The organism is Lentzea sp. NPDC102401 (assembly GCF_044765805.1).
Taxonomy (GTDB): Bacteria; Actinomycetota; Actinomycetes; order Mycobacteriales; family Pseudonocardiaceae; genus Lentzea; species Lentzea sokolovensis.
Genome location: NZ_JBIWKS010000022.1, coordinates 84,571 through 106,691, shown reverse-complemented (window position 1 = coordinate 106,691; position 22,121 = coordinate 84,571). Strand labels below are relative to the sequence as shown.

Here is a 22,121-nt window from a genome sequence, read left to right as displayed (position 1 = left end):
GGTAGTCACGCGGCAAGCCGTTCCTCGATGGCCTTGCGCGCAGCGTCGTCGGAGAGGGCTTTTGCCGCCAGATCAGTGGAGCTGTCAGTGTACTGAGCGACTCCGGCGCGAGTCGTCACGTACAGCGCGCTGTTGGGTACCTCGATGTAGGCGACGGGGCCGGCCTGGACCTGTCCGTCGGGCGTGCAGAAGGACGCGAACTGGAAGCGGCCTTCGAGCCCGTCGTGTCGGCCGACTTCCCGTCGCAGGATGCGCACGTCCACGTTGTCCCGCTCAGACAGCTCCAGAAGTCTGCGCCATGCGTTCCGCATGCCGGCGCGATCGAGAATCGGCCGATCCAACGCGTCCTCCTCGATGACGACGGTGAGGCCCAGACTTCCGTCGAGTACGCGTTGCTGGCGGAACATCCGGAACTCGACCAACTTTCTGGCTTTGTCCGGGCTTACTCGGGCGCTCGGAGCTGTCACTGCGAGGGCGTAATCCGGCTCTTGAAGCAGGGCTGGAATGAACATCTGCGCGTAGTAGAAGACGTGGGTGGCGATGCCTTCCGCTCCGACGTAGCGACGCATGAAGTGGTCGTGGGGAACGATGTCCTTCCAACGGTCCAGCCAGCTGGTGGTACTGCTCTGGTCAGGGCGGCCGAATTCGATGAGTCGTTCCGCGGCCTCGGGTGAGGCGTTGCAGAGGTTGTACCACTGGCGGATCTGATCCGGTTGCGGAAAATAGCGTCCTTGCTCCCAATGACCGGTCAGGCCGCGAGTGACTCCCATTTCCCTGGCGAGTTTCTGCTGGCTGGGCGGTTCTCCGGTCTCGCCGTCGATGGCCTCTGCTCGCGTGTTCGAAAGTTCGACGCCGGTCAGCCATTTTCGTGCGATCGCGTCATCGCGGATCACCGCGCCGTACCTCCGTCTCTTCAGGGGTGTCCCCCTGTGGTTCGGGTCCAGTCTGCCCTGCGTAGTCACTGACAGACACCGGAGACCACCCGGTTGGGGTATCGCGAGAGCTATCACGATAGCTAGCATGGAAGTCGCGGTGCGGGAACACCGTAGACGCATGTGACGGCGCTCTTCCGAACGGCTCCACGTTCGGATCCGGCCGCATTGCATGCGCAGCGGTCGGGAGCCGAGATGTCACCCCGGATGTGCTCGGCCCCGACTGCCTTGAAGTCACCGCGGGACGCAGGAGTCGAACTTGAGGCGGTGCAGGAGGACGCGGCCTGCCGCATCGCCGCAGCCCGATTGGCAACATCACACCAGGAGCTTCGGATGACGCAGCCGCTGAACTCGTCTACCACTTCCCAGCCTGGCGCTGAACCGCGCGAGGTGACCAACCTCGAGCGCGTTCGGGCATCGCTGGCGTCCGGTGGGTGCGCGACCCTGCACTTCAGGTCCGACGACGAGTTCGTTGCCGCACGAGCCGCCGTGCGCGAGCAAGCCACGCAAACGCGGTTCGGTACCGGCACGGCGACCAGCTGGCGGGCGTGATGGGCGCCCACTACAGCGATTTCGCCGTGATCCCACCGTTTTGCTGGGCTGATGTTCAGGTTGAGCACAGTGCCAAGACCGACAGCGCACGCCATGCAGTCAAACGCGAGCTATGCCCGGAGGATTCGTACATCGTCCACGCGGGAGCGACGCTGTGCGGAATCGCCGTGACCAGTGTCAACGCCACGCGCCACCTGCAGACCTGCCCGACCTGCGAGGAGTGCGACGACGCGTGGCGCAAGCACGTTAAGCAGAAGACCTTCAAGGAGCTCAAGCAGATCCCCGCGCAGGAACGTCGGAAGCTTCGTCTGCTGGCGGACGCGGCATGACCGCGGCGGTGATCGGTGTGAAATGGGCGAGCGGCTGCACTGACACACGTCAGCGCGGCGACCATCCCTTGTTCACGCCGTTCAGAGTGGGGCTGCTCTCTGCCTCCGGCGATCTCACGCGGGCCTTTCCGCGGTCTCGGCACGCTGCTGGTCCGCCACCGCTCACCGACACGGAACGCACCAGATTGATCCCCGTAGTTGGTGATGATGGCCTGCCGGTCCAGTCGCAGGCAGAACAGCCGGCACTGTCGGTGGCGGCGATGGCGGCGCAGGCGGCTGTGCTGCCGCAACTCTCCAGTGGTGCACGCCCACCCCTTGCTGCCTGGTGCCAGGACTACCGCATCCACCAAGTCAACCGAGACCTGTCGCCGTTGCGGTGCGGCTCGTGGTGGTCGAACTGCTACATCACTGTGACTCGCCGCGCGCCCTGTGACCTCGAAGCGTTTCCGCTCGCGCGGTTCTGTCTGAGGTGCTGGGATCTCGAGCTTCTCGCAAGGCGCCGATCTCAGAACCTCAGCCAGGTCTCGGGGGGAACGGCATGATTAACGCGGCCAAGCCCACTGTCTTTGAACCAGCATCAAGTCCACGGGACTGTCCTGTATGCCGGCGGCCGGGGTGGGGACGGCAGCGGTACGTGCAGAGGCTTATCAACCGCGGCCAACTTCCCGTCGTGCGCGAGGTCGTCGGACCGCTCCTGGACGACCGTGACGGCCGCTTGCGCGAATTCCGTTGTGGATCGGACGCGGGCGGCCTGTGGCATCCGACCAACTTGGACACCCGCCAGCTGCAGGCGGTCGTAGCACCGGAAGTCATGGTGCTGCCGCCAGCCCCGGCAGATCGGCCATCACGCGATCCCACTGGCCCATGGCAGGAGTATCTGGCAACGGTGTCCGACTTGCTGACGGCTGCCGTCCTCGCATCCTCTACTGGGCTCAACGATCAAAACTGCGGCACCGCGCGCGTACTCGCCCTGCCCGGAAGCGCTGTGCTGGCGCAGCGCTACGGGGTAACGCAAGCCTGGGTACGGAGAGCACGCGCGGGCCTGGTGAAGGCGCGCCTCATGCGTTGCATCGGTGGCGTGTACGTCACCGTCGCCGCGGAGGCTGATGACAGGCCAGCGTCATGACAGAAGGCTTCGAGCTTCGGCTTCCTCGACGCTCCCCATCGCCCACAGCCAGGCCACAAGAACAACTCCTGCACGTGCAGAAGTCGCTTGCGGCTGCCATCGCGACACAGGACGAAGGACTGGAACTGCCGCCGCTCGACCGCCTCCGCGCCCACTTCGGCCTCAGCCCGGCGACCGTATGGACCCTGCGAGCAGAGCTCGCGGAACGTGGCTATCTGCGATGCCTGAACCATCACCTGTTCGACACCGTGCATCCCAAGCACCACCGCGAATCCACAGGAGCGGACCGTGGCCGCGACTGACCGTCTGCTCCAACTTCCTCGCCGCCCAGCCCGCGAGCCGTGCGCCGGAATGTCGACATCGGCGCGTCTGGAATGCGAGCGGCGGTACCGGCTCGCTGCCTGGGACGCGCTCGCGCGAGCGGTCCGCGATCAAGGTCCGCGGGTGAGGTTGCCCGGCCCTCGAGTGATTGCCACCCATTTCGGCGAACTCACAGTCAATCAGGCCCTGTTCTGGTCAGCGGTGCTGTGTGAGATGTACGGCGCTGTCCTGACACACAACGACGCGAGCTGTCAGCCGTGATCTTCGGACGGCCTGGGCGCGGCGCTGCGTCCTTGTGCAAGCGGCAGCGAACGCAGCTGAAGCCTCCGAGCGGCGCACCTCGATTAGAGACCTGAACTCAACGTAATTCCTACCCTGCAACGTATTGGAGAACACGATGGCGGAGCTGTCCACCACCGCCAGCTGGGTACGCAGCACGCTCGCCGGGATGCCGGGTGTTCCCGAGGTTGTCTCCTTCTCCCTCATCGCCGCGGTCGTTGCTGACGCCGCGAATCCGCGCGACGTCATGGACGAGCTCCTCGCCGCCGGCCTGGCCGTCCGCGCGGACCTGACCTCCGACTGCTACCGCTTCGACGACCGGTTCGCGCCGGCGCTCGGCCTGGATGATGATCTCGCGGGCTATGCCACCGTCCTGTGGTGGTACGCGGCCAAAGCGGCGAGCGCTGACCGGACTCTGTACCCGGACGGTGACCGGAGCGGCGTTGTGTACGAGAAGGCGACCGAACTCTTCGACACACCCGCGAACGCGGCGGCGTGGTTCCAGGAGAACCTGTCTTGCCTCTCGCAGATGTTGACCGGAGGCATGAAGTACGGCGTCAGCAACGCCACGTGCGAACTGGCCGAACCCTTCGAGGCGTTGGCCAGTTATCTCGGCGATCACCGCTTCGCACACATTGCCCTGCACATTGCGGGCATGGCGCTAGAAACCGTCGAAGACAGGCATGATCAGCGACGCGCCAGAGTCACCGCGCGCCTGGCGCACTCACTGTCGAATATGGGAGAGCACGAGGAAGCCATCACCACGGCCGATCGCGCGGTCGAACTGGCCACGAACCTCGGCGTCGCCCAGACGATGGCCTTCGCGCACGCGGTCCGAGGCCGAATCCACCAACTCAACACCAACCTGGCGGCCGCGCTGGTGGACTACACCACCGCGCTCACCATCCTGGAGCATGGCAACGACTCCGCAAAACCGCGCCACCTGCGGATCGCGCCCGACTTGGTCGTCCTGGCCGGCACGACAGATGCGCCCACGCACCTGCGCACCACCGAGCAGTTGATGGTCGAGATCGGTGACACTCTCTGGCTGAACATCGGCGGCAAGGCCAACGATCCCGGCTTCACCGCGTTGCTGAACCTGCACATCGCGTCGGTTCAGGCTGCCGTAGGCGACACGGCCATCGCCATCACGCACCTGCACACCGCAAAGCGGTTACTGAAAGGGACTGGCGACGCGACACCGCGGGCACTCGTCCTCACCTGCCTTGCCCGAACGCTGCTCGACGATGGGCAGCACGCCAAGGCACTCGGCACGATCAAGGCCACGCTCGACCTGCTCAAATCCGCCGGAGGCCCCCTTCACCTCGCCGAGGCAGCGGCTATCGCTGGCGCGGCCGCCGAGCACACCGACCCAGCTCGGGCTCGCGGGTACTACATCCTCGCGATCTCGACTTTCGGCCTCCACGACCAGCGCATTCGCGCTGCTGAGGTTCAACATCAGCTTGACCAACTCGACCGCCCACAAGATCGGTAGACGTGAATGGACTCGGTGTGCGAGCACACAGATCGCGGCGGGCACGAGCGTGAAGCGGTGCCGTTCTCTGCGCTCCCCCTTCTCGACGCCAGGCCGCGCGCGATACCGCTCGACGTGGCACTGATGCCCGCCGGGAGGTGTTGCTGATGCCCGGCGATCGCGAGTTCTAGCGCACACACCGAACTGCTCTCGCACAGGGAGCAGGGCTCCGCGAATCCCCCACGTTGCACGGAATGACGTGCACTCATTGATGCGGGCATCTCGTCCGCGAAGGAGTCACCATGGCCACGGACCTGCACGTGTGGCAGGAGCTGCTCGCACCATCAAGCCCCTTGGTGAACCAGTCTCGAGAACTGCGGTCAGCGCTGATCGCCGGAAGCTTCATGGGCGTGAACGTCTACATCTACCAGATGGGGCGTGACGATCAGCTGTCCGCAGACGCCCAACGGGTGTTGCGAGGGCTCGCCGTCTACTTCGAACACATGTGGTTCTCGGCGTGCCGGGACTACCTCGGAGCGGAGACGTGCCTTGAGTTGGCGTGCAGAGAGAGTGAGGGCGACACACAAGAGCTCAGGCGTCTGGCGAACGTGGTGACTGCTATCGCCGTTGGCACCCTCACCCCGCAGAACTTCAAGGAGGCGACGAACTTCGTCCACAGCGTCCTCGTTCCGGAGCAAGCACAGGCCATCATGCAGACAATCCAGATTCGTCGGCCGAAGCTGCAAAGGTTGGTCACGAGTGCGATACATTCCGCCCTGCAAGGGATTCGCGTGCGGTCCCGCAGCGGGTGAGCATCTTCTTCGCCGCCACGCCGACAGACGTAGCGATCAGTCGTCCCAGGCACGCAAGCCGTCGGAGCGGTGAAACCCGGCGAGGCCAGGCGATCGAAGCACTTTTCGAGGCGATCGCCGTTCTCGTGGAACTGCGCGTCAAGCCGTCCGGTAAAGGTCACCCTGCCTCACGGGCCAGATCGGCGTCCGAGGCGTTGCCCGCGGCTGGACTGTCACGGTCGAGCACGTGCTTCCCAGGCGCCGCTGTACGCCCATCACGACCGAGAACGGCACGGCACCGATGTGCGGCCCGAGGTGAACACTGGCGGCCTCTGCGCAGACCAGAGACGGCATTCGAACCGGCTTGCCGTCAGCGGTACCGTTGTGACCTAACACGATCGCAGGGGGCGGGGGACAGATCGATGCAGCACCAGAACACCGCGGCGAACGCGTGGGCTGCGGCGGCCGACGTCCGTGAGTACCTCGCGCGAGGCGGTGCGCTACCGACTGTCCACAGCCCTGTGCCGCTCGACGCCGACGAGCACGCCGTCGCGGTCCTCAATCACCACACGGGCTCGGCTTTCCACTACGAGCGATACCTCTGTGCCGAGGTGACCGTGCCGACCCCGGGCCCCACCGTCATCGTCGGACCTCCCGCGTTCGTGGCCGGCGCCGTCGCGATGAACGCCCTGCGGCGCGCGCGAGCACAGCACCAGGCGCAAGCGGCTGCGGCATGGCAGTGGCGGCCGTCCCCGGTCATGGGAGTCACGCTGACCACGAAGCGGTTGTGGGTGCATCCGTACGGAACCGAGCGGCGGCACTTCACGTTCGACTCCATCACCGGGCTGTGGCTGCACGACAGCTCGATGACGCTTGAGTTCGCCCAGGTAGCGGCAATGCGGCTGACCGGCGCGGCGGTGCCGTGGCTGGCCGTGGTGATCGAGCACTACCACCGATGCGCAGGCTTCGGTCCCGCACACTTCGGCTGGTCAAACGCGGCAGCCGGCTGATCGACCCGGTCTCGCCGCTCGAACCTGCGGCCAAGGCGGACTAGAAGGACGCCGGGGCGAGGGGTGTTCTCGACGTCGCGCCTGACGCACCTCGTCCGTGCGGCTCGCGACTCTGCGCGCCGAAGCGCGCAGGTGACTGCCGAGAGCCCTCGCCCCAGCCTTCTTCCCCGCAACCCGCACGTGAATCCGCGCTCGTCACGAGAGCACCAGATGCTACTCGTCGGGTTTCAGACGGCCTGCACCACGCCCGCTGCGCGTGGCCTCCGTCGTGCCGCTGCAGGCACACCTGCCACCAGACCGACGATCAGTTCGGCCCGGCCAGCGAGTCTGCGTTCGCTCGGACGGAATCCTAATCCCGCGCTGTGCGTCGGCCTCGATAACCGCCGATCTGTTTCTGGCGAATCCCGCAAGGCTCAAATTGTGGCTATATTGAATGTACGCCAAATCGGAGGCGACGCTCCCATTTGGCGACTTCTTCCCCACATTTTGACGCAGGGATTCTCATGCTCACAATCGCCGACCATTTCGCGGGGGCGGGAGGCAGTTCCCAGGGATTCGAATCGATCGACTGGGTAAGCCTCGCCTTGGCGATCAATCACTGGGATGTTGCTGTTCGCAGTCATGCGCTGAACTTCCCGAATGCCGACCACGCGATCACCAACCTGTCCGTGGTCCCACCGCGTTACTTCATGCGCACTGATCTCGCCTGGTTCTCCCCTGAGTGCACGAACCACAGTGTCGCCAAGGGTAAGAAGCGCAACTCGAAAGCTGACCCGACGGCCGTGCGCTCCCGAGCCACGATGTGGGACGTCGTGCGGTTCACCGAAGCGCATTTGTACGAGGCCATCATCGTGGAAAACGTCGTTGACATCATGTTCTGGGACGAAATCGACGACTGGCTGCGGAGCATGCGCAACCTCGGCTACACGTACCAGATTGTTTACGCGAACTCGATGCATTTCCCGTCCGCCAACACCGCAGCCGCTCCGCAGTCGCGCGATCGCTGCTACGTCATCTTCACGAAGGTGGGCAACAAGGCGCCCGACCTCCAGTTGCGCCCCCCGGCCTACTGCCCATCGTGCGACAAAGTGGTCGCGGCGATGCAGGTGTTCAAGAAGCGCACCAGCAAGTGGCCCTGCGCCCAGTGGGGCAAGTACGGCCTGCGCAACCAGTACGTCTACCGCTGCCCCAACTCGACCTGCCGCAACGCCGTCGTCGAGCCCTTCACGGTCGCGGCGGAGACGATCATCGACTGGGACACGCCGGGCGAGCGCATCGGCGACCGAGCCAACGAGCTCAAGCCCGCCACGCTCGCACGCATCCAGATCGGCCTCGACCGGTTCGCCAACCCGTTCGTGCCCTTCATCGCCGAACTGCGCGGTGGCGGCTCCCGCAAGAAGGTCCGCCCGATCACCGACCCGTTCGCGACCATGTGCGCCTCGGGCAGGCACCACATGCTGGTGCGCAACAACGGCACGCGCGGTGCCAAGGACGGCAACATGTGCAGCCTGGTCACCGAGCCCGCGCGCACCATCACCACCCGCGGCCACCAGTCACTGGTCGGCTGGGAGGGCCCGGCACCGGCCATCGAGGACTGCACCTACCGGATGCTCACCGTGGACGAGATCCGCGCGGCGATGGCCTTCCGTGCGGGCTATCTCCTGGAAGGGACCCAGACCGACAAGATCAAGCAGTTGGGCAACGCGGTCACCCCGCTCTCAGCGGAGTTCTTCGTAGGCCGAGTCGCCGAATCCCTCGGATACCCGCCGGTGGAATACCCCGACGACTACGGCCTCGCGGCCTAACCCGGTGGGGCTCCGGAGATAAATTCACCGGAGCCCCACCCTGTTCTGTCGCCGAACTGCGCGCATTCGCCGAATCTTAAAGGCGGCGAAAATTGGATAGAGTAGTTCGTGTCGGACGGGCAATGTTCCGCCATCGGCACATCTAATACTCCCTAATCTTCGTGGAGATTTCCATGAGCGAGGAAACTCGTCGCGCCGTTCGCCCTGCAAAACTGCTGACGCAAAACAGTCAATTGAGAGCCCTCGGAATTTACAACTGGACCCTTCCGGCATGGGCCGGTCGATTCGAGGACGACGGCTCCAGCTTCAATACATGCCCCTCGGCTGGCGTCTGCGCAAAACTCTGCTACGCGCGGACTAATGCTTACCGCTACCCGATTGTTCGACGTAGGCACCAGCAAAACCTCCGCTACGTGCTCGACGACCTGCCCGACTGGGAGAAGGCAATGACGGCCGAACTCAGCCACAAGAAGTTCCGCGGTAAGTGGATCCGCATTCACGATGCCGGTGACTTCTTCTCCGACGACTACCTCTCGGCCTGGCTTCGCATCATGACCGCATGCCCCGACTCTACTTTCTACGCCTACACCAAGGAGGTTCCGAGATTTCGGCGGCTCGTAGAGCCCGAACACCCGTGGAACTTCAAATGGGTGTACTCGCTCGGCGGCAAGTACGACTCGATGCTCGACCCCGCCTACGACCGCGTCGCCGACGTGTTCCCAAGCGAAGAGGCCATCGCAGAACTGGGCTGGTTCTCCCAGCTCGCCGACGACCGGCTCGCCGTCATCGGCCCAGCCCCGGTCGGCATGGCCAGCAACCGCATCCTGCATCTCCAGAAACTCCAGGGACATTTCCGGTTCGGCGAACTCCAGAAAGCCCACGACGAGCGCGCACAGGAACGCCGGAAGCGGCGCACGACCACAGCGCCGCCCGACGCCGCGCCCGACTGAGCCGCGCGGCACTGGTTCGGCCGCCTGACGCCAGAAATCCCAGCGTCAGGCGGCTCTTCCGCCGACCAACCCCACGCAAGCAGGAAGGCATGACCATGCCCAATGTCCACTCCGCCACTCGCACGCAGCGGTGGCGAACCAAGACCGCGCTGTACCGACCGATCGGAGAACCGTTCGATCCCCACCGCTACGAGGTATGGGAGATCCCGAAGACCACCGCCGAGGTGTTCACGGTGACTCACCACTACTCGAACGCTTTCCCCGCGACCAGGCTGTGCTACGGCCTCTACGACTCGTTGCCGCCAGCTGGTCACCTGCCCGAACTGGTCGGCGTCGCGGCGCTCGGCGTCCCGTCGGATCCCGCGGTGCTGACCAACCCGTTCCCCAACCTGATCCCTACGAGGAGTCGCTCGACCTCTCGCGCCTGGTGCTGCTCGACCGCGTGCCGGCGAACGCCGATTCTGAGCGGTGATGCGTTGCTTGCATCACCACAGACCGATCAAGTCAGTGGCTGGGCACCACTCTTGGTGGTCAAGTCGGCGTGGCGCACAAGATCCTGCGTCGTCGTGTACCGCCGGTACCAAGTATCGATCTCAGTCGCGCCCTGGGCATCAGTTGATCTGTTGAGCGTCTGCGTCCGCATAGCCGCGCGCACCGCCTCGGCAAATCGCGCCGACCAGGTGGTTTGCCGGATAGCCTGCACAATCCCGGTGTGTGCGTCGACCAACATGACTGCCACCAGCAGGTGCCCGGTCTCGCCGACGAGGGGCAACCCCACGGGAACGTCTTGGCGGCATGCCTGCCAGGGAGCGTCCGACCACGGCAGTCCTGGCTCGAACCGGTGGGCGAGCAGCAGCGCGTGCTGCCCGGCGATCAGAGCGAACTGCGCCCGACCGGTGCGGACGGCGGTGATCTCGCTGGTGGTGGGTGAGCCCAGGAACAACAGGAGGCTCACGCCGGTATCGGTCAGCCGCCACTGCATGAGGCCGTCCGGCCAGGAGGTCTTGTTCGGGTGGTACGGCTTGCCGACCGCGTAGGTGTGCAGCTCGGTATCGGTGACGGTGTCCGCGTCGAATTCGTCGTCACCGGGTTCGGTCACCAGGCCGAGCTGCGGATCGTAGGGCAGGGCGGTTACCACGTAACCGTCCTCGCGGACCGTCCATCCCGCGCGTAGCACCGACTTCACCGGTGCAGGCACGGTGTGCTGGGAGATATCGGCGCTCGGCTTGTCGAAGTCGTCGGTGTGCGCAGCCAACAGCACCACGAGACTGTGCCCGCCGTCAGCGCTGTAACAGTGCCAAGGCGCCAGCTCTGGCGGGAGCGCACGCGGGTACCTCCGCCCGGCGACGACGTAGGCGCCGTGAACTCGGGCGATCACCTCGGTGGGGTCGACACGATCAGGCACTGCAACAACCTCCTGCGGGACGTGAAACCGGCCACGGTATCGGGCTGTCGTGGGCAACTGCGTCGGGGTGGCTGCGACACGACACCGCTCGGGCACTCACGCCCGCCGCGGATGAGGGTCTTGAACGAGTTGGCGAACCTGCGCCAGAAGTATGGCGGTCTCACGACCAGGTCCTTGATGCTCCCACGCGTCAACGAGATGCAGCAGATCTGCTGCCACTTCCGCCGACCAAGGACGCCATCCCGCTGCTTCGACCTCACCGCGCGCCTGGGCTACGTAATCGGCGGGCACCAGACTCAGGATCTCGCGTGCGATGCCCAGAATGCGTTCATCGATGCCATCGGCTGGAGCACCTGCGTCGAGCTGGCTGAGTTCAATGCCGATCTCGTCCGCGGCGATCTCGGCCAGGCCGGCAGGAAGCACAGCCGAAGCGAGCGTGGCAGCGCGCCGCAGTACGGCGGCGGGATGATCGTTCACCGTCCTGGCCCTGTCTGCACAGAGCCCGGACGTCCGTAGAGTGCCGGCGGGTGACCTGCGAGCTGGCGCATGATCGCCTCTGCGATCTCGTCGTGCGCACTTTGCAGACCAAGTCCGTCCAGAGTGGACTCGACGTCGGTGAACTCAGGGTCGTGCTCGTCACGCCAGAGTGTTGCCCAGGCTCGTTCACCGTCTGCTGGTGCTACCACGAACAGGTGGTCGTCGTACCCAGCGATGGCGATCGCGGCCTCTTCCTCGTCCGACGCGTCGGTCAGATGAGCCTTGAGACCGTTGAGAGCCAGCAGGGCGATGACGGGATCGGCGAGAATTCGGGCGTCCGCGACCGGGTGAAAGAATCTCTCGTACATCACGCCGAGCTCCACAGGGGCCGCGCCATCTACCTCGTCCGGGTCGTACTGCACGGTGATGCTCAGCAGTCTCACGGAGTCCTGGGTCTCCTCGGTCAGCCAAGAACGCATCTGCTCAACGGCTGCGAGCGCGGTGGTGCCACCGAACGCGCGACGGGTTATGTGCACGTCCGTGCCGTAGCGACTGCGCGCGGAGGGCTGGACGGGGATGGCCTGAGGCGACAGGTAGCTGACGTGGACCGTGATGTCGTCGATCGGCACGCGCAGGTTGTGCGCGACGTGCGTGCGTGCAGCGTCGGCCACGGACGTGGTCGTGGACTCCTCGACGGTGCCCGGGAAGCCCTCAACCCGGATGGACCACCCGTCCTCACCATAGGACTTACGGGCGAACGCCGTGAAGCGGTAGCGCGGCATCGAACATCCCCCTCACCTCCATGCGGTCTCAGCAGACACACCCGCCGAGCCGCCACGTGCGCGCCCCCACCAGCCTCCGGGGCACAGCGCATCCAATCCCCCACTTTTGTTGCCGTCGCGCGCCTGGAAATGAGCCCCAGGCACGAGATCAGGCACGTGTGACGGCAGGTGTGGGAATGAGCGCTCACCCCGCCACCTCAGCTGTCCCTGAGGCCGACCGCTGCGGTTGCAGTCCTGAGCGTTAGACCAGACACCGGTTCACAGTTACTGCTGGTGCTAGCCGGCGTCGACCGAACCATCCCGCTCGGCGCCGCCGAACTCCGCGGGTGCGTCCGCTGCGGGCGGCTCATCCTGCGTGCTCTTCGATGCCGTGCGTTGTCTGGAGGCTGGGCGTGAACTCGGCTGGTCGAGGTTCAGGCCACGGAGTTCCTTCGAGGTCCACCCCGCCGAGCGGGCCGTCTGGAGGGCCACGCGCGCTTGCTCGACCCGATTGGCCTTTTCGGTTTTGGCATTATCGAGGATGCGCTGTGCTTGTTCTTTCGCGTCCGTGAGCACCCGCTTCAGTTCCTCTGGCGCGGCCCTGCGCGAGGCAACCGCGAGATCGGCGAGCGCCTTGAATTTTGGTTCGTGTAGTTCTCGGGCGGCCTTCTCCGCCGCTGCTCTAATCTGCTTCTCCCCCATGTGCGGAGCCTAGCTACGCCGGACGTAATTGGATCCTGTGCGAGGGGCGAAATCCCAACGCGCGGCACCCATCGCCCGCCTGTTTCTGTCGCTCTCGCCGAGATCTGCCACCTCTGCCGGCGCCGCTCGATCACGGGCCGTGACCAGGTGTGCGGGTCTCGTGGCAGCTCTGGACCAGGCGGCGATCGGGCCGCCGCGCCTGCGTGGACGGATGCGAGACCCTCTGCGCTGGTCGCTGATGAGCCGCCTAGTCCGGCGCGGATCATTTGACGCTGATGGTCTGCGGCCCCTTGAACGAGAAGGGCAAGCGGCACTCAATTGGAAAGAATCTGGCCCTTCACTCCGTTTTTTGCCGTCCCCACGGCTAGCTGAATTGCGCTAGATTTGTCTTGTCGGAATTCGGGGTGACGCCCACTTCCCGACCTTCTTCCCCGCAACCCACAAGCCAAGGAATAGGCTCATGTCTTCGCGTACCCTCAATCAGTCCACCGAAATTCAGGTGCTTCCGACGTTTCTTCGCAGGTGGGACGTCAACCAGGAACACGACCCTGCTATCTGGCCCTACGACCTCGCGTGGCACGGGCTCGCCCTGAAGCCCGACGCATCGGCGTGCCGACTCGTGGCGGCCCGTCTCACCGGATTCTCGCTGCAGCGCCGCAGGCCCGCCGCGTCGCTCCCGGCAACGGTGACCGTCACGATGACCGAGCCGACCGTGCGAACCGCGTCGGCAGCGGCCTGGGCGCTCGCACCGGGCGTGGCCCTGGTTCTCGAACTGCCCAGCGCGTCCGAACTCGCGTTCAGGGTCCGGCTGGACGCGGACAACGGATGGTTCACGCTGTACCCGCGCATCGCCGAACGCTGGGCGTCCGCGCTGCTGACCATCGCCGCTCTGCTCGACGACGCGCACGCCTACGTTGCGACGGTGCTGAACCAGCGGTGGTCGGGCCACACCGTGGAGGCACGCCTCAACCTGTTCCTCGACGCGGCCGAGCCCGACCTCACTCCCAAACAGCGCGCGTTCGCCGACGAGGTCCGCAAGGTCCTCGCCGACGAGCAGGACGCCGCACAGACCAACCTGATCAACGCCGCGTTCGACGTCGCCAACCCGGATCTGCCCTTCGCGCTGAACGACCTCGTGCACGGCGGCACCCTCAATCACTGCGACGCCGCCGAGGTCATCCGGCGCCTTGCACACAAGTACCGCATCCCGATCTTCGCGCTGTCCGCAGCACACACGGAAATCCGCGCCGCCCTCAAGCGCGATGGCATGGGTGACGACCGACTGACCGAGGCGCAGTGGCGGCGGCTGGCGAACACCGAACACGTGCGCGAGCTCCCCGACCGGATCGCGCACGACGTCAGCTCCGGTCTCCTCCTGACCAACGTCGAAACCGCGCTGCTCCAGGCCGGAGTCGTGTGCAGGGGTCCGGCCGACGACCCGTGCCACTGCGCTGAACGCCTGGAAGACGGCGTGGCCGTGACGTGGGGACGATGCGACGAACACCGCCCCGCAACCCTGGCAAGCGCAATCGCCGCGCCGTGCCCGACCGGCTGGCGGGGCTTCGAGCAACACCACGACGACGGCACGGGCGTATGCGCGGTCTGCTCGATGCCGCTGACCGAGAACGGTTTCGTGGCCGTTGCCGAACCCGACGAGCACACGCCCGACACGGTCTAGCCGACCACTGCTGGTCGTGCCCTGCGCACCGCCGGGCACGACCAGCCCACATCACCCGCTCATCATCCATCCGGGCGGACACCCGAAACACAGGCAGAGACTGACGCCGCACCGCGTGCGCTTCCGTCTTGCCTGCGTGGCCGCACCTGTGCCAAGGAAACGATCACCGTGCTGATTCTCAACGGCGGAGCCCTGCCCACCCTGCAACGCTGGCGCTCGGAGAACCCCAAGGCCCAGCAGCACCTAGGTCGGCTTGCCCGCCCCAGGCATTGCTCGGACCTGCTGGAAACGATGGACGCCGGAATCCCGGTCGGAGTCGACAACGAGGCGTTCAGCAAGTGGAACCAGCCGCTGTTCATCAAAATGCTCGGACGCCTTGAAACCACACTGTACGGTCGCCCGGCCCGCATGAGCGAACGATTCGCACCACTCGCCGCCGGTATGGGGCTGGATATGACCCAATTAGGTCTGCCTGCCGAACCGACGCTGCCACCGTGGCACAAAAACCTGCTATTCGTCACCGTCCCCGACGTGCCATTCGACGCGAAAGGCACTGCCGAGCTCTGGCAGCAATGGACGCCGCTGATGTCACACCTGCCCCTGGCGCTGTGCGTGCAGGACGGCGCGGGCGACATCGGCATCCCGTGGAACACCCCCAACCTCCGCTGCCTGTTCATGGCCGGATCGACCAGCTACAAACTCTCCGACGAGATGGCCGCTATCTGCCGCGAAGGCAAGGCCCGCGGACTGCACATCCACGCCGGCCGGGTGAACAGCCGCGCACGCATCCGCTACATGCTCAGCCTTGGCATCGTCGACAGCATCGACGGCTCCGGCTTCGACACCTGGCGCGACACCCACCTCGGATGGGGACTCGACGAGGTCTCCCGGCAGGACTACCAACTCACGCTCTCGCCGGGAATCGACCCAACCGCGAAAACACAATTTCCCGCAAATGCGCTAATGTTCTCGTAGGCCCAGAAAGCGCGTCTATGACTGCGTCAAGACGGATCAATTTCTGGTTCCTGCATTTATCGCGAGCGCGGCGTGACGGCCGCGTTCGCTACTTCTTCCCACGATTCGCATAAAGGTGGAAACCTCATGCAGCACAGCTCTGCCCTGACAGGCTCGCAGACGGCGGAACCGCGCCCCAGTCGCGAAACGCTCACCGGCGCTACGAACGGCGTCGTGCGCGCCCCCTTCACCGCCCCGGAGTGGATCGTCGGCGACGACACGATCGCGGCCCGGTGGTGCGTCGGCACTCCCGACAGCCACGGCAAGATGCGGGTCACGACCCTCGTCACGACCCCGTTCCTCTCGTTCCTCACGTCTCAGGACATAGCGGACGTGATCTTCTGCGCTACCCCGGAGTTCCGCGAGGACCCCACGGCACTGCAAATCAAGCCTCGGCACCTCCCTGTTGTCCTCCCCGCCACCCTCCAGGAATTTGCCGACACGGCCCTGGCCGACCTGCGTCACGCCGTGATCAGCGGCGATGTGGACATCCTGGCGTTCTTCCCGCCTGGCTCGTTCCTGTCCACCCCTACCACCGCTGTCGCCGCCTACTACATCTGTGACGCACTGGAAGCGATGGCACGGCGCCTCCGCGACACCGCCCACACCGCGACCGATCCTCTGCAGGCAGCCCTGCACCACGCTGCCCTGCTGCTGCACGCGCAGGCCGCACACGTCCACGTCTCGCAAGCACTGGGCGAGGTCCAGCACGAGATCGACGCGCGGATGATCTCCGTCGCCAGCGACCTGTACGACTGGGCCGGGCAAGCCGACGATCACGAGACCACCGCCGCCCTCGGCACCGTGGTGTCGATGATGCTCCGCCCGGCCGAGCCTTTGAGGCTTCCCGTCGAGGCCGCCATCACCGCCGCGCGCGCCTTCGTGGACGCGATCGGATGCGCTGGCACGCCCGAGGTCGCTACGGACGCAGCGGGAAGCAGCCCCGAGGATCAGGCGCGGCTACTCCGCGCCCTCGACGACGTGCGGGACTCCCTTACGGAGTCGATCCAGGATCTCGCGTACGCCGGTGTCGGGTCCCCCGGCTCCAGCGCGCTGGCCGATGCGGCCGCGAAGTTGAGCTCAGCGGGCGAGGACTTCCAACTGCAGATCGGTGAGTTCGACATCGGCGAGCTCGACACCGAGGTTCGTCGCGCCGCCGAGTAGCCAGGGCGAACGGTCCGTGGTGGCGGGGCAGCGCATCGCACTGCCCCGCCACTCCGATCGCTGATCTTCACTCGGGCAACCGGCCCACTCCCTTTCTCTGCCACGAACAGCACGTTCCCGTCCACGCAAGGAGATCCAGTGAGCAACACCGCCGAAGGCTTCTACGTGCCCGGCCCTGCGGGTGGCCTGATCCACACCACTGACCCCGAGGTCGCCCAGGTCGCCATCGAGGAGCAGGGCGACGACTGGGACGACTACGACCCCAGGACCCACGACACGAGGACCTGTTGGCGTGACGCCGGAAGGTGCCCCGGATGCCGCGACGAGATCTGACACAGGGGAGAGAACAGCCGTGACTAGTAAGCACCCCCAGACGCCCGCGGAACAGGACGGCGTGCGCGCGCTCGTCGCACCGTACGTGCACGGTGCTGGCACGCGGCAGATGTGCCTGTTCGACCTCATCGCACCGGCTCCGCCCGCCGGGTTCGCACCAGAACCAGAACTCGCGAGCTACGACTGGATCCTGTTCAACTCCTCCGGCGGCAAGGATTCCCAGGTCGCGCTGTCGCACGGTGTCGCACTCGCCGACGCGGCCGGCGTCGACCGGTCGCGCATCGTGGTCGTCTATGCCGATCTCGGCCGCGTCGTGTGGCCGCAGACCCGCGAGATCGCCGAAGCTCAGGCCGGAATGCTCGGCGTGCGGTTCGAGGTGGTGAGTCGGGAAAAGGGCGACCTTCTCGACTACGTGATCGACAAGAATCGCCGCCGCGTAGCCGATGGCAAGACCGGCACACAAACCTTGTCCTGGCCAGCGGCATCGGCTCGCTGGTGTGCAAGCGACTTGAAGATCGGTCCTGTCGCGAAGCTGATGACGCGGTTGGTCGCCGAAACCCGCCTCCAACGCCCGTCGCATCGTGTTCGCGTGCTGAACTGCCTCGGCATCAGGGCCGAGGAATCGCCCCACCGCGCGAGGAAGACGGCGTTCGGTCCGACCCTGCGACGTGGTCCTCCACGCGAAAAGGTTCCGGCTCTCCAAGACCACACAGCAAGCGCGAGGTCGATCGTTGGCTGCCCATCTTCACCTGGACACGCGCACAGGTGTGGAAGGAAGTCCGCCGTTCTGGCTTGCCCTGGCACTGGGCTTACCAGTTCGTCGACCGGCTCTCCTGCATCGAGTGCGTGATGTCGCCATATCGGCAGTTGGTCGTCGGCGCCTACTTCAACCCAGACCTCGCCCTCGCATACCAGTCCGCCGAGGCCGCGACGGGGTACAGCTTCAAGCCGGACCTCACGATGACCGAAGTCATCGACGCGGCAAGAACAATGCCGCCACCTCGACCGCGGGACCCGTTCCAACTCGCACAGGCCTAGCTGGTCTCGCCCGAGACGCGAAGCCGACCCCGGTCTTCACATCCCCCACCCACGCCGTGGCCTCACACCAGTTGGGATCCAGCTCACCGGCGTGACACCGCCTGAGCCGCGCCCCCGCCACGCTGCGGGGGCGCACTCCGCTCGCCCGCCCCGTTTCAGCCGCCATCCACCGAAGATCGTGCCGGTCCGTAGCCGGCGCGGCGGGCGCCAACGGCGCCGACACCCGCAGCACTTTGACTCCGCGATCAGCTCGCGCAGACCGCCCACGAGATACCCCCATGGGGTATAGTTGATCTTGTTGGGCCGGTGACGACACCCGGTATCTCCAGCGAATTCCGTTGATCAGCAGCAACCTCAGCGCGTCAGCGCCCAGGTTGCCCACGTATCGAACCGTCCACTCGAAATTGGGACTGAGAACGCATGAACCACGAGCAGAACACCGCCGGGCGCACCCGCGTCCACGACGGACACACCGATCGAAGCACAGTTCGCGGCAACACGGAGGCGGCAGACCGATGAGCAACGACGGCTTCTGGGAAGTGATCGGCGACCAGCTCCACGAACTGGAGTCCGCCAGTACCGCCGGTGACGTGGTGGGGATTCTCTCGCACGAACGAAACCCCTACGGGTCGGGCGCGACTGGTGCGGACAGGTTCTTCGCCGGTAGCGGTGGAGACGGCACCGTGCAGGACGCGTTGCGCACGGCCGGGTGGGAGTACGAGTGGTACGACGCTCGCTACCACTTCTGCATGCGAGCACCGGACGGTTCCCTCATCACGTATGTCGAAGGTGACATCTACCTCGGTAACAGGCGAGCGCCCAAGAACGGGTGACCCATTCCGGCACGGCCATGCGGCAGCAAGGTGTGGCCGTGCCGGGATGTGGACGCTGAAGTCGGCGTGGCCCAAGCGCGGGTGCGCGCGCTCCGGGCCACAGCTCTTCCCGGCACTCGACCTGGGACATGTCCCCATGCCCGGTCACACGGGTTACCTACCGCCCTAGCCAGGCCAGAGAACGCGGGTGACGCCACGTTCTCCTCTCTTCCCCACAACGACCCGCTCTCAGAAAGGCCGTACATGCTTCCCCAGAGCATTGCTGACGCAGGGACACGACACGCGCTCGACCTTGCCGCAGAGCACGGGTTTCAGGTCACCCGGCTCACGATCGACGGCAACACCCACCAGCCCGGCTCACCCGGTTTCGATCCGCGTCTCGTGCTCCACGCCGAGTCTCGAAGCGAGGATCAGTGGGGAGTGCGGGACGCAGTACACGGTGGATCGTTCTTCAACGTCACGACCGGGCAGTGGGACCCCGAACGTGTAGCCCGATGCAGCGTGACGTCCGAAGAACGCCAGGCGTACTTCGCGACGCTCGCGGAGACGCTGCAGCGGGCACAAGCCGCACTCTGCCAACGCCTCGAAAGCGTCCGCGCACATTCATCGTGCCCAAGGTGCGAGGCGACGACCACGGCCACAACTGGGACCGGGCCGGCGGCCCCTGCCGAAGCCGCGATCGCCGCTGCCCGAACGTTTGTCGACGCCATGGAGCGCGCCGGGCTGCACGAGGTGGCCGCCGACGCTGCGGTGAGCAGCGTGGACGTGCAGGTGGGGCTGATCCAGGCTCTCGACGGTGTACGGGACTGCATCGGGGAGACGTTCACCGAGCTCGCGGGAGCCCTCGACCGCGACATCGACGCCGACGCGCTGAACGACGCCGCCGCGCACCTGAGCACGGCGGGTGAGGACGTTCTCGACTTGCTCGACGTGCTCGACCCCGAACGGGACGCGGCCGACCGCCACTGACCAGCAGCGGTTCCCGACGCGGCGGGACATGTCGCTTCTGCGCTCCGCCGCGCCCTTCACCGCGTCGTTCAGCGGCCCGCCGCGCGTACTGACCGCACCGATTCCCACCATCGAGGTGAAGCAGCAATGACGGACACCCTGGATTCCCTGCGCCAACGACTCGACTTCCTCGAAGCCGCCCACAGCCACAACTCCGACTGCCCCTGTGCCGGGGACTGCGACCCCGCCACGTGCGAGTGCGGCGACGGCCATGACTGCGACGAGATGCAGACCTACGAGGGCGCCCAGGACAGGCACCTGACCGAGACCTTCGCAGCACTGGACGAGTTCGTCCGCAACGTGCGGACGTTGCTCGCCGACCACAACCAGACGCCGGACACCCGCGACCACGGCGCGAGCTAGCGCCCGAACTACCAGCTCGCACGAGAACCGAGGAACGAGGGGATCACCATGAAGACACACCGCATGTCACCGCGGATCCAGCCGGCGCGAGCACTCACGCGAGACGACATCGAGGCCCTCCGCAGTGCAGGACGGATGGAAGTCCGCTTCGAGGCTGAGACCGGAATAGCCGCGGTTCGGGTAGAGAGTGCCAGCGTTGACCGCCGCGCCCAGTACTACCCGGACAGGGGCAGCGAATCCGGCCTGCGCAGCAGGACGATCCGGACCGATATCGAGATCCTCGGCACCGAGCCTGGTGGGCACAGGCAGCTCTGGGGCATTTCCGACGCGATCACCACTGTCTGCGAAGCGCACCTCACGCCGACGGGCGGACTGGTGAGCACTGCAACCGCACTGCTGGAGGAGGGCGACACCCTCACGCAGGTGTGGTTCGCCGACTGCGCCGGGCCAGGACTGCTCCACGAGGCGAACCTGACCCTCGACGAACTCGCGCTCCGGATCAACCGGCCAGGACACCGAGCACTGGTGTTCAGCCTTGCCAGCTATGCGACTGCTCCGACCGACCCCGAACGCCTGATCCGCAAGCATCGGGACACCGTTTGATGACGAGTTCCGTCGTGCAGCCTGCATGACGCAGATATCCGAGCGCCTCAGCGTCGGTAGCCGCTGTGCTCCGCAACCACCGCACCGGGCTGCGGAGCACAGCGGGTCTCAGAACTACCCCGAACCCACTCTCGTCTCAAGGCGATGCCCCTGCGCAAGTCAGCGACAAGAGTGCGATCCGCCGACTGAATGCGAGCGCCGAAGTTGCTGTGCCGAGGACGTGGATTCCCAAGCCCGCGGCACAGCCTCGCGGCGCTCCCCTCGTCCTGGAAGGACTCATCATGCGCACAAATAACACTGTCCAATTCGCTCGGCTGATCGCCGAGCTCGCGGCCACTGGCCGGTTCGACAACGACGCGGTTGCGTCGGTCTCGACTGCGGCGAGGATGCGGCCAAGCGACATCATCGAGTTGAAAGACCGCGCGGTCCATCTGTGGGAGGAGGTTCAACAGCACGCTAATCCGGTGGCCTGGGTCGAGGAGGCTCTGGGCTCAGAGACGCCGAGTGCACCTGCCGATCCGCAGGCCAACGCTGTTCACCAGCTCGCATACGGCTACGCGTTGGGAGTGCTTCACGCGCAGCCACAAGGTGTGTCGTACGGCGTGCGAACCGAGCAGGAAGCGTCTGAATTCGCGCGGGCCTACCGCGCGCAGTTCGAGATCGACGCGTTCACTCGCGAAGTCGGGTCCGCGTTCGGCGAGTGGCGGACCACTGGCGCGGTGATCACGTAACCAAGCCCGACCATGTCGAGCCGCTCGTTGACGAACCGGGCTCGGTGAGACCAGACCCGCTAACGGAGCGAGTCACCGTCCGGCCGGCGAATCGCACCCCGGCTCGCACGGTCGGACGTACCACGGTCGCAGGGATGATGGCGCCGCTACGACCTTTGGCACGCGATCCGTAGGCGCGCTGACTGCACTCTGACACCGTGGCTCGACGCGCTCATCTTGGGCCCTGCTGGTGATCCTGGCGGCCAGTGCCACTGGCCGCCACGGCAGTGGCGCTTGCGCTGATGCGGCTGCTGGAAGTTGCGAACCCGTACCCGAAGGGCGTCCGAACACCTACATCCAATCGCCCAACTCGGAACCCTCCTCCGCTCTAGCCGGCGGGCACACTCGATCCGACAGTGCCACCCGAACAGCCCCGCAGACATCGTCCTGCGGGGCTGTTCGC

Annotated in this window: 25 protein-coding genes; 20 read left to right on the top strand and 5 right to left on the bottom strand. The window is 65.8% G+C overall.

Annotated features, from left to right (window positions below):
- Nucleotides 1–5: 5 nt before the first annotated feature.
- On the bottom strand, nt 6–893 hold the full coding sequence (locus ACIRG5_RS45725; RefSeq protein WP_402917273.1) for a Scr1 family TA system antitoxin-like transcriptional regulator: 888 nt from the start codon (nt 891–893) through the stop codon (nt 6–8).
- Nucleotides 894–1,483: 590 nt separating this feature from the next.
- Between ACIRG5_RS45725 and ACIRG5_RS45720 the strand changes: the two genes are divergently transcribed.
- From ACIRG5_RS45720 to ACIRG5_RS45680, 9 genes are all read left to right on the top strand, one after another.
- A complete protein-coding gene (locus ACIRG5_RS45720) occupies nt 1,484–1,813 on the top strand; it encodes a zinc finger protein (protein ID WP_402917320.1) in 330 nt (109 codons plus the stop codon).
- Nucleotides 1,810–2,355, top strand: coding sequence for a hypothetical protein (locus ACIRG5_RS45715; protein WP_402917271.1), 546 nt, complete (start codon nt 1,810–1,812; stop codon nt 2,353–2,355). The genes ACIRG5_RS45720 and ACIRG5_RS45715 overlap by 4 nt, the downstream gene beginning before the upstream one ends.
- Nucleotides 2,356–2,483: 128 nt before the next feature.
- Nucleotides 2,484–2,939, top strand: coding sequence for a hypothetical protein (locus ACIRG5_RS45710; protein ID WP_402917269.1), 456 nt, complete (start codon nt 2,484–2,486; stop codon nt 2,937–2,939).
- A 74-nt stretch (nt 2,940–3,013) separates the two neighbouring features.
- Nucleotides 3,014–3,241 (top strand): hypothetical protein, encoded by a 228-nt coding sequence (locus ACIRG5_RS45705; RefSeq protein ID WP_402917267.1) that lies wholly within the window; start codon nt 3,014–3,016, stop codon nt 3,239–3,241.
- 416 nt (nt 3,242–3,657) lie between these two features.
- On the top strand, nt 3,658–5,034 hold the full coding sequence (locus ACIRG5_RS45700; RefSeq protein WP_402917265.1) for a hypothetical protein: 1,377 nt from the start codon (nt 3,658–3,660) through the stop codon (nt 5,032–5,034).
- A 281-nt stretch (nt 5,035–5,315) separates the two neighbouring features.
- A complete protein-coding gene (locus ACIRG5_RS45695; RefSeq protein WP_402917263.1) occupies nt 5,316–5,825 on the top strand; it encodes a hypothetical protein in 510 nt (169 codons plus the stop codon).
- Between the two features lie 401 nt (nt 5,826–6,226).
- The gene (locus ACIRG5_RS45690; RefSeq protein WP_402917261.1) at nt 6,227–6,814 is read left to right on the top strand and encodes a hypothetical protein; all 588 of its coding nucleotides are present in this window, start codon (nt 6,227–6,229) and stop codon (nt 6,812–6,814) included.
- Between the two features lie 503 nt (nt 6,815–7,317).
- The gene (locus ACIRG5_RS45685; RefSeq protein WP_402917259.1) at nt 7,318–8,619 is read left to right on the top strand and encodes a DNA cytosine methyltransferase; all 1,302 of its coding nucleotides are present in this window, start codon (nt 7,318–7,320) and stop codon (nt 8,617–8,619) included.
- 173 nt (nt 8,620–8,792) lie between these two features.
- Nucleotides 8,793–9,569 carry a hypothetical protein gene (locus tag ACIRG5_RS45680; protein ID WP_402917257.1) on the top strand — a complete coding sequence of 259 codons (777 nt, stop codon included), beginning with the start codon at nt 8,793–8,795 and terminating at the stop codon, nt 9,567–9,569.
- A 499-nt stretch (nt 9,570–10,068) separates the two neighbouring features.
- Here the strand turns inward: ACIRG5_RS45680 and ACIRG5_RS45675 are convergent, their stop codons facing one another.
- The 4 genes from ACIRG5_RS45675 to ACIRG5_RS45660 all read right to left on the bottom strand — a co-directional run bounded on the left by ACIRG5_RS45675 (nt 10,069) and on the right by ACIRG5_RS45660 (nt 12,914).
- A complete protein-coding gene (locus ACIRG5_RS45675) occupies nt 10,069–10,830 on the bottom strand; it encodes a hypothetical protein (RefSeq protein WP_402917255.1) in 762 nt (253 codons plus the stop codon).
- Nucleotides 10,831–11,070: 240 nt separating this feature from the next.
- Nucleotides 11,071–11,451, bottom strand: a complete 381-nt coding sequence (locus tag ACIRG5_RS45670) for a hypothetical protein (protein WP_402917253.1) — start codon at nt 11,449–11,451, stop codon at nt 11,071–11,073.
- Nucleotides 11,448–12,233: a hypothetical protein gene (locus ACIRG5_RS45665; RefSeq protein ID WP_402917251.1), complete on the bottom strand. Its 786-nt coding sequence runs from the start codon at nt 12,231–12,233 to the stop codon at nt 11,448–11,450. The genes ACIRG5_RS45670 and ACIRG5_RS45665 overlap by 4 nt, the downstream gene beginning before the upstream one ends.
- Nucleotides 12,234–12,509: 276 nt before the next feature.
- Nucleotides 12,510–12,914: a hypothetical protein gene (locus ACIRG5_RS45660; RefSeq protein ID WP_402917249.1), complete on the bottom strand. Its 405-nt coding sequence runs from the start codon at nt 12,912–12,914 to the stop codon at nt 12,510–12,512.
- Nucleotides 12,915–13,413: 499 nt separating this feature from the next.
- Between ACIRG5_RS45660 and ACIRG5_RS45655 the strand changes: the two genes are divergently transcribed.
- From ACIRG5_RS45655 to ACIRG5_RS45605, 11 genes are all read left to right on the top strand, one after another.
- A complete protein-coding gene (locus tag ACIRG5_RS45655; protein WP_402917247.1) occupies nt 13,414–14,592 on the top strand; it encodes a hypothetical protein in 1,179 nt (392 codons plus the stop codon).
- Nucleotides 14,593–14,760: 168 nt separating this feature from the next.
- A complete protein-coding gene (locus tag ACIRG5_RS45650; protein WP_402917245.1) occupies nt 14,761–15,567 on the top strand; it encodes a hypothetical protein in 807 nt (268 codons plus the stop codon).
- Nucleotides 15,568–15,693: 126 nt separating this feature from the next.
- Entirely contained in the window at nt 15,694–16,770 is a 1,077-nt protein-coding gene (locus ACIRG5_RS45645; RefSeq protein WP_402917243.1) for a hypothetical protein, read from the top strand.
- A gap of 138 nt (nt 16,771–16,908) precedes the next feature.
- Complete coding sequence (locus ACIRG5_RS45640) at nt 16,909–17,103, top strand: hypothetical protein (RefSeq protein ID WP_401023487.1); 195 nt, start codon at nt 16,909–16,911, stop codon at nt 17,101–17,103.
- Nucleotides 17,104–17,122: 19 nt separating this feature from the next.
- Complete coding sequence (locus tag ACIRG5_RS45635; RefSeq protein WP_402917241.1) at nt 17,123–17,953, top strand: hypothetical protein; 831 nt, start codon at nt 17,123–17,125, stop codon at nt 17,951–17,953.
- The gene (locus ACIRG5_RS45630) at nt 17,953–18,141 is read left to right on the top strand and encodes a hypothetical protein (RefSeq protein ID WP_402917239.1); all 189 of its coding nucleotides are present in this window, start codon (nt 17,953–17,955) and stop codon (nt 18,139–18,141) included. The genes ACIRG5_RS45635 and ACIRG5_RS45630 overlap by 1 nt, the downstream gene beginning before the upstream one ends.
- Before the next feature lie 515 nt (nt 18,142–18,656).
- Complete coding sequence (locus ACIRG5_RS45625) at nt 18,657–18,974, top strand: hypothetical protein (RefSeq protein ID WP_402917237.1); 318 nt, start codon at nt 18,657–18,659, stop codon at nt 18,972–18,974.
- 708 nt (nt 18,975–19,682) lie between these two features.
- The gene (locus ACIRG5_RS45620; RefSeq protein ID WP_402917235.1) at nt 19,683–19,943 is read left to right on the top strand and encodes a hypothetical protein; all 261 of its coding nucleotides are present in this window, start codon (nt 19,683–19,685) and stop codon (nt 19,941–19,943) included.
- A 126-nt stretch (nt 19,944–20,069) separates the two neighbouring features.
- Nucleotides 20,070–20,345, top strand: coding sequence for a hypothetical protein (locus tag ACIRG5_RS45615; protein WP_402917233.1), 276 nt, complete (start codon nt 20,070–20,072; stop codon nt 20,343–20,345).
- Between the two features lie 48 nt (nt 20,346–20,393).
- The gene (locus ACIRG5_RS45610; protein WP_402917231.1) at nt 20,394–20,948 is read left to right on the top strand and encodes a hypothetical protein; all 555 of its coding nucleotides are present in this window, start codon (nt 20,394–20,396) and stop codon (nt 20,946–20,948) included.
- Nucleotides 20,949–21,229: 281 nt separating this feature from the next.
- Nucleotides 21,230–21,679, top strand: a complete 450-nt coding sequence (locus ACIRG5_RS45605; protein WP_402917229.1) for a hypothetical protein — start codon at nt 21,230–21,232, stop codon at nt 21,677–21,679.
- Nucleotides 21,680–22,121 lie beyond the last annotated feature (442 nt).

What these genes read in the sequence shown, in the direction of transcription:
- ACIRG5_RS45605 (WP_402917229.1), top strand. Translation starts at nt 21,230, where the DNA reads ATGCGCACAAATAACACTGTCCAATTCGCTCGGCTGATCGCCGAGCTC.
- ACIRG5_RS45645 (WP_402917243.1), top strand. Translation starts at nt 15,694, where the DNA reads ATGCAGCACAGCTCTGCCCTGACAGGCTCGCAGACGGCGGAACCGCGC.
- ACIRG5_RS45615 (WP_402917233.1), top strand. Translation starts at nt 20,070, where the DNA reads ATGACGGACACCCTGGATTCCCTGCGCCAACGACTCGACTTCCTCGAA.
- ACIRG5_RS45720 (WP_402917320.1), top strand. Translation starts at nt 1,484, where the DNA reads ATGGGCGCCCACTACAGCGATTTCGCCGTGATCCCACCGTTTTGCTGG.
- ACIRG5_RS45680 (WP_402917257.1), top strand. Translation starts at nt 8,793, where the DNA reads ATGAGCGAGGAAACTCGTCGCGCCGTTCGCCCTGCAAAACTGCTGACG.
- ACIRG5_RS45685 (WP_402917259.1), top strand. Translation starts at nt 7,318, where the DNA reads ATGCTCACAATCGCCGACCATTTCGCGGGGGCGGGAGGCAGTTCCCAG.
- ACIRG5_RS45625 (WP_402917237.1), top strand. Translation starts at nt 18,657, where the DNA reads ATGAGCAACGACGGCTTCTGGGAAGTGATCGGCGACCAGCTCCACGAA.
- ACIRG5_RS45695 (WP_402917263.1), top strand. Translation starts at nt 5,316, where the DNA reads ATGGCCACGGACCTGCACGTGTGGCAGGAGCTGCTCGCACCATCAAGC.
- ACIRG5_RS45660 (WP_402917249.1), bottom strand. Translation starts at nt 12,914, where the DNA reads ATGGGGGAGAAGCAGATTAGAGCAGCGGCGGAGAAGGCCGCCCGAGAA.
- ACIRG5_RS45610 (WP_402917231.1), top strand. Translation starts at nt 20,394, where the DNA reads ATGAAGACACACCGCATGTCACCGCGGATCCAGCCGGCGCGAGCACTC.
- ACIRG5_RS45690 (WP_402917261.1), top strand. Translation starts at nt 6,227, where the DNA reads ATGCAGCACCAGAACACCGCGGCGAACGCGTGGGCTGCGGCGGCCGAC.
- ACIRG5_RS45700 (WP_402917265.1), top strand. Translation starts at nt 3,658, where the DNA reads ATGGCGGAGCTGTCCACCACCGCCAGCTGGGTACGCAGCACGCTCGCC.
- ACIRG5_RS45665 (WP_402917251.1), bottom strand. Translation starts at nt 12,233, where the DNA reads ATGCCGCGCTACCGCTTCACGGCGTTCGCCCGTAAGTCCTATGGTGAG.
- ACIRG5_RS45715 (WP_402917271.1), top strand. Translation starts at nt 1,810, where the DNA reads ATGACCGCGGCGGTGATCGGTGTGAAATGGGCGAGCGGCTGCACTGAC.
- ACIRG5_RS45620 (WP_402917235.1), top strand. Translation starts at nt 19,683, where the DNA reads ATGGAGCGCGCCGGGCTGCACGAGGTGGCCGCCGACGCTGCGGTGAGC.
- ACIRG5_RS45630 (WP_402917239.1), top strand. Translation starts at nt 17,953, where the DNA reads ATGTCGCCATATCGGCAGTTGGTCGTCGGCGCCTACTTCAACCCAGAC.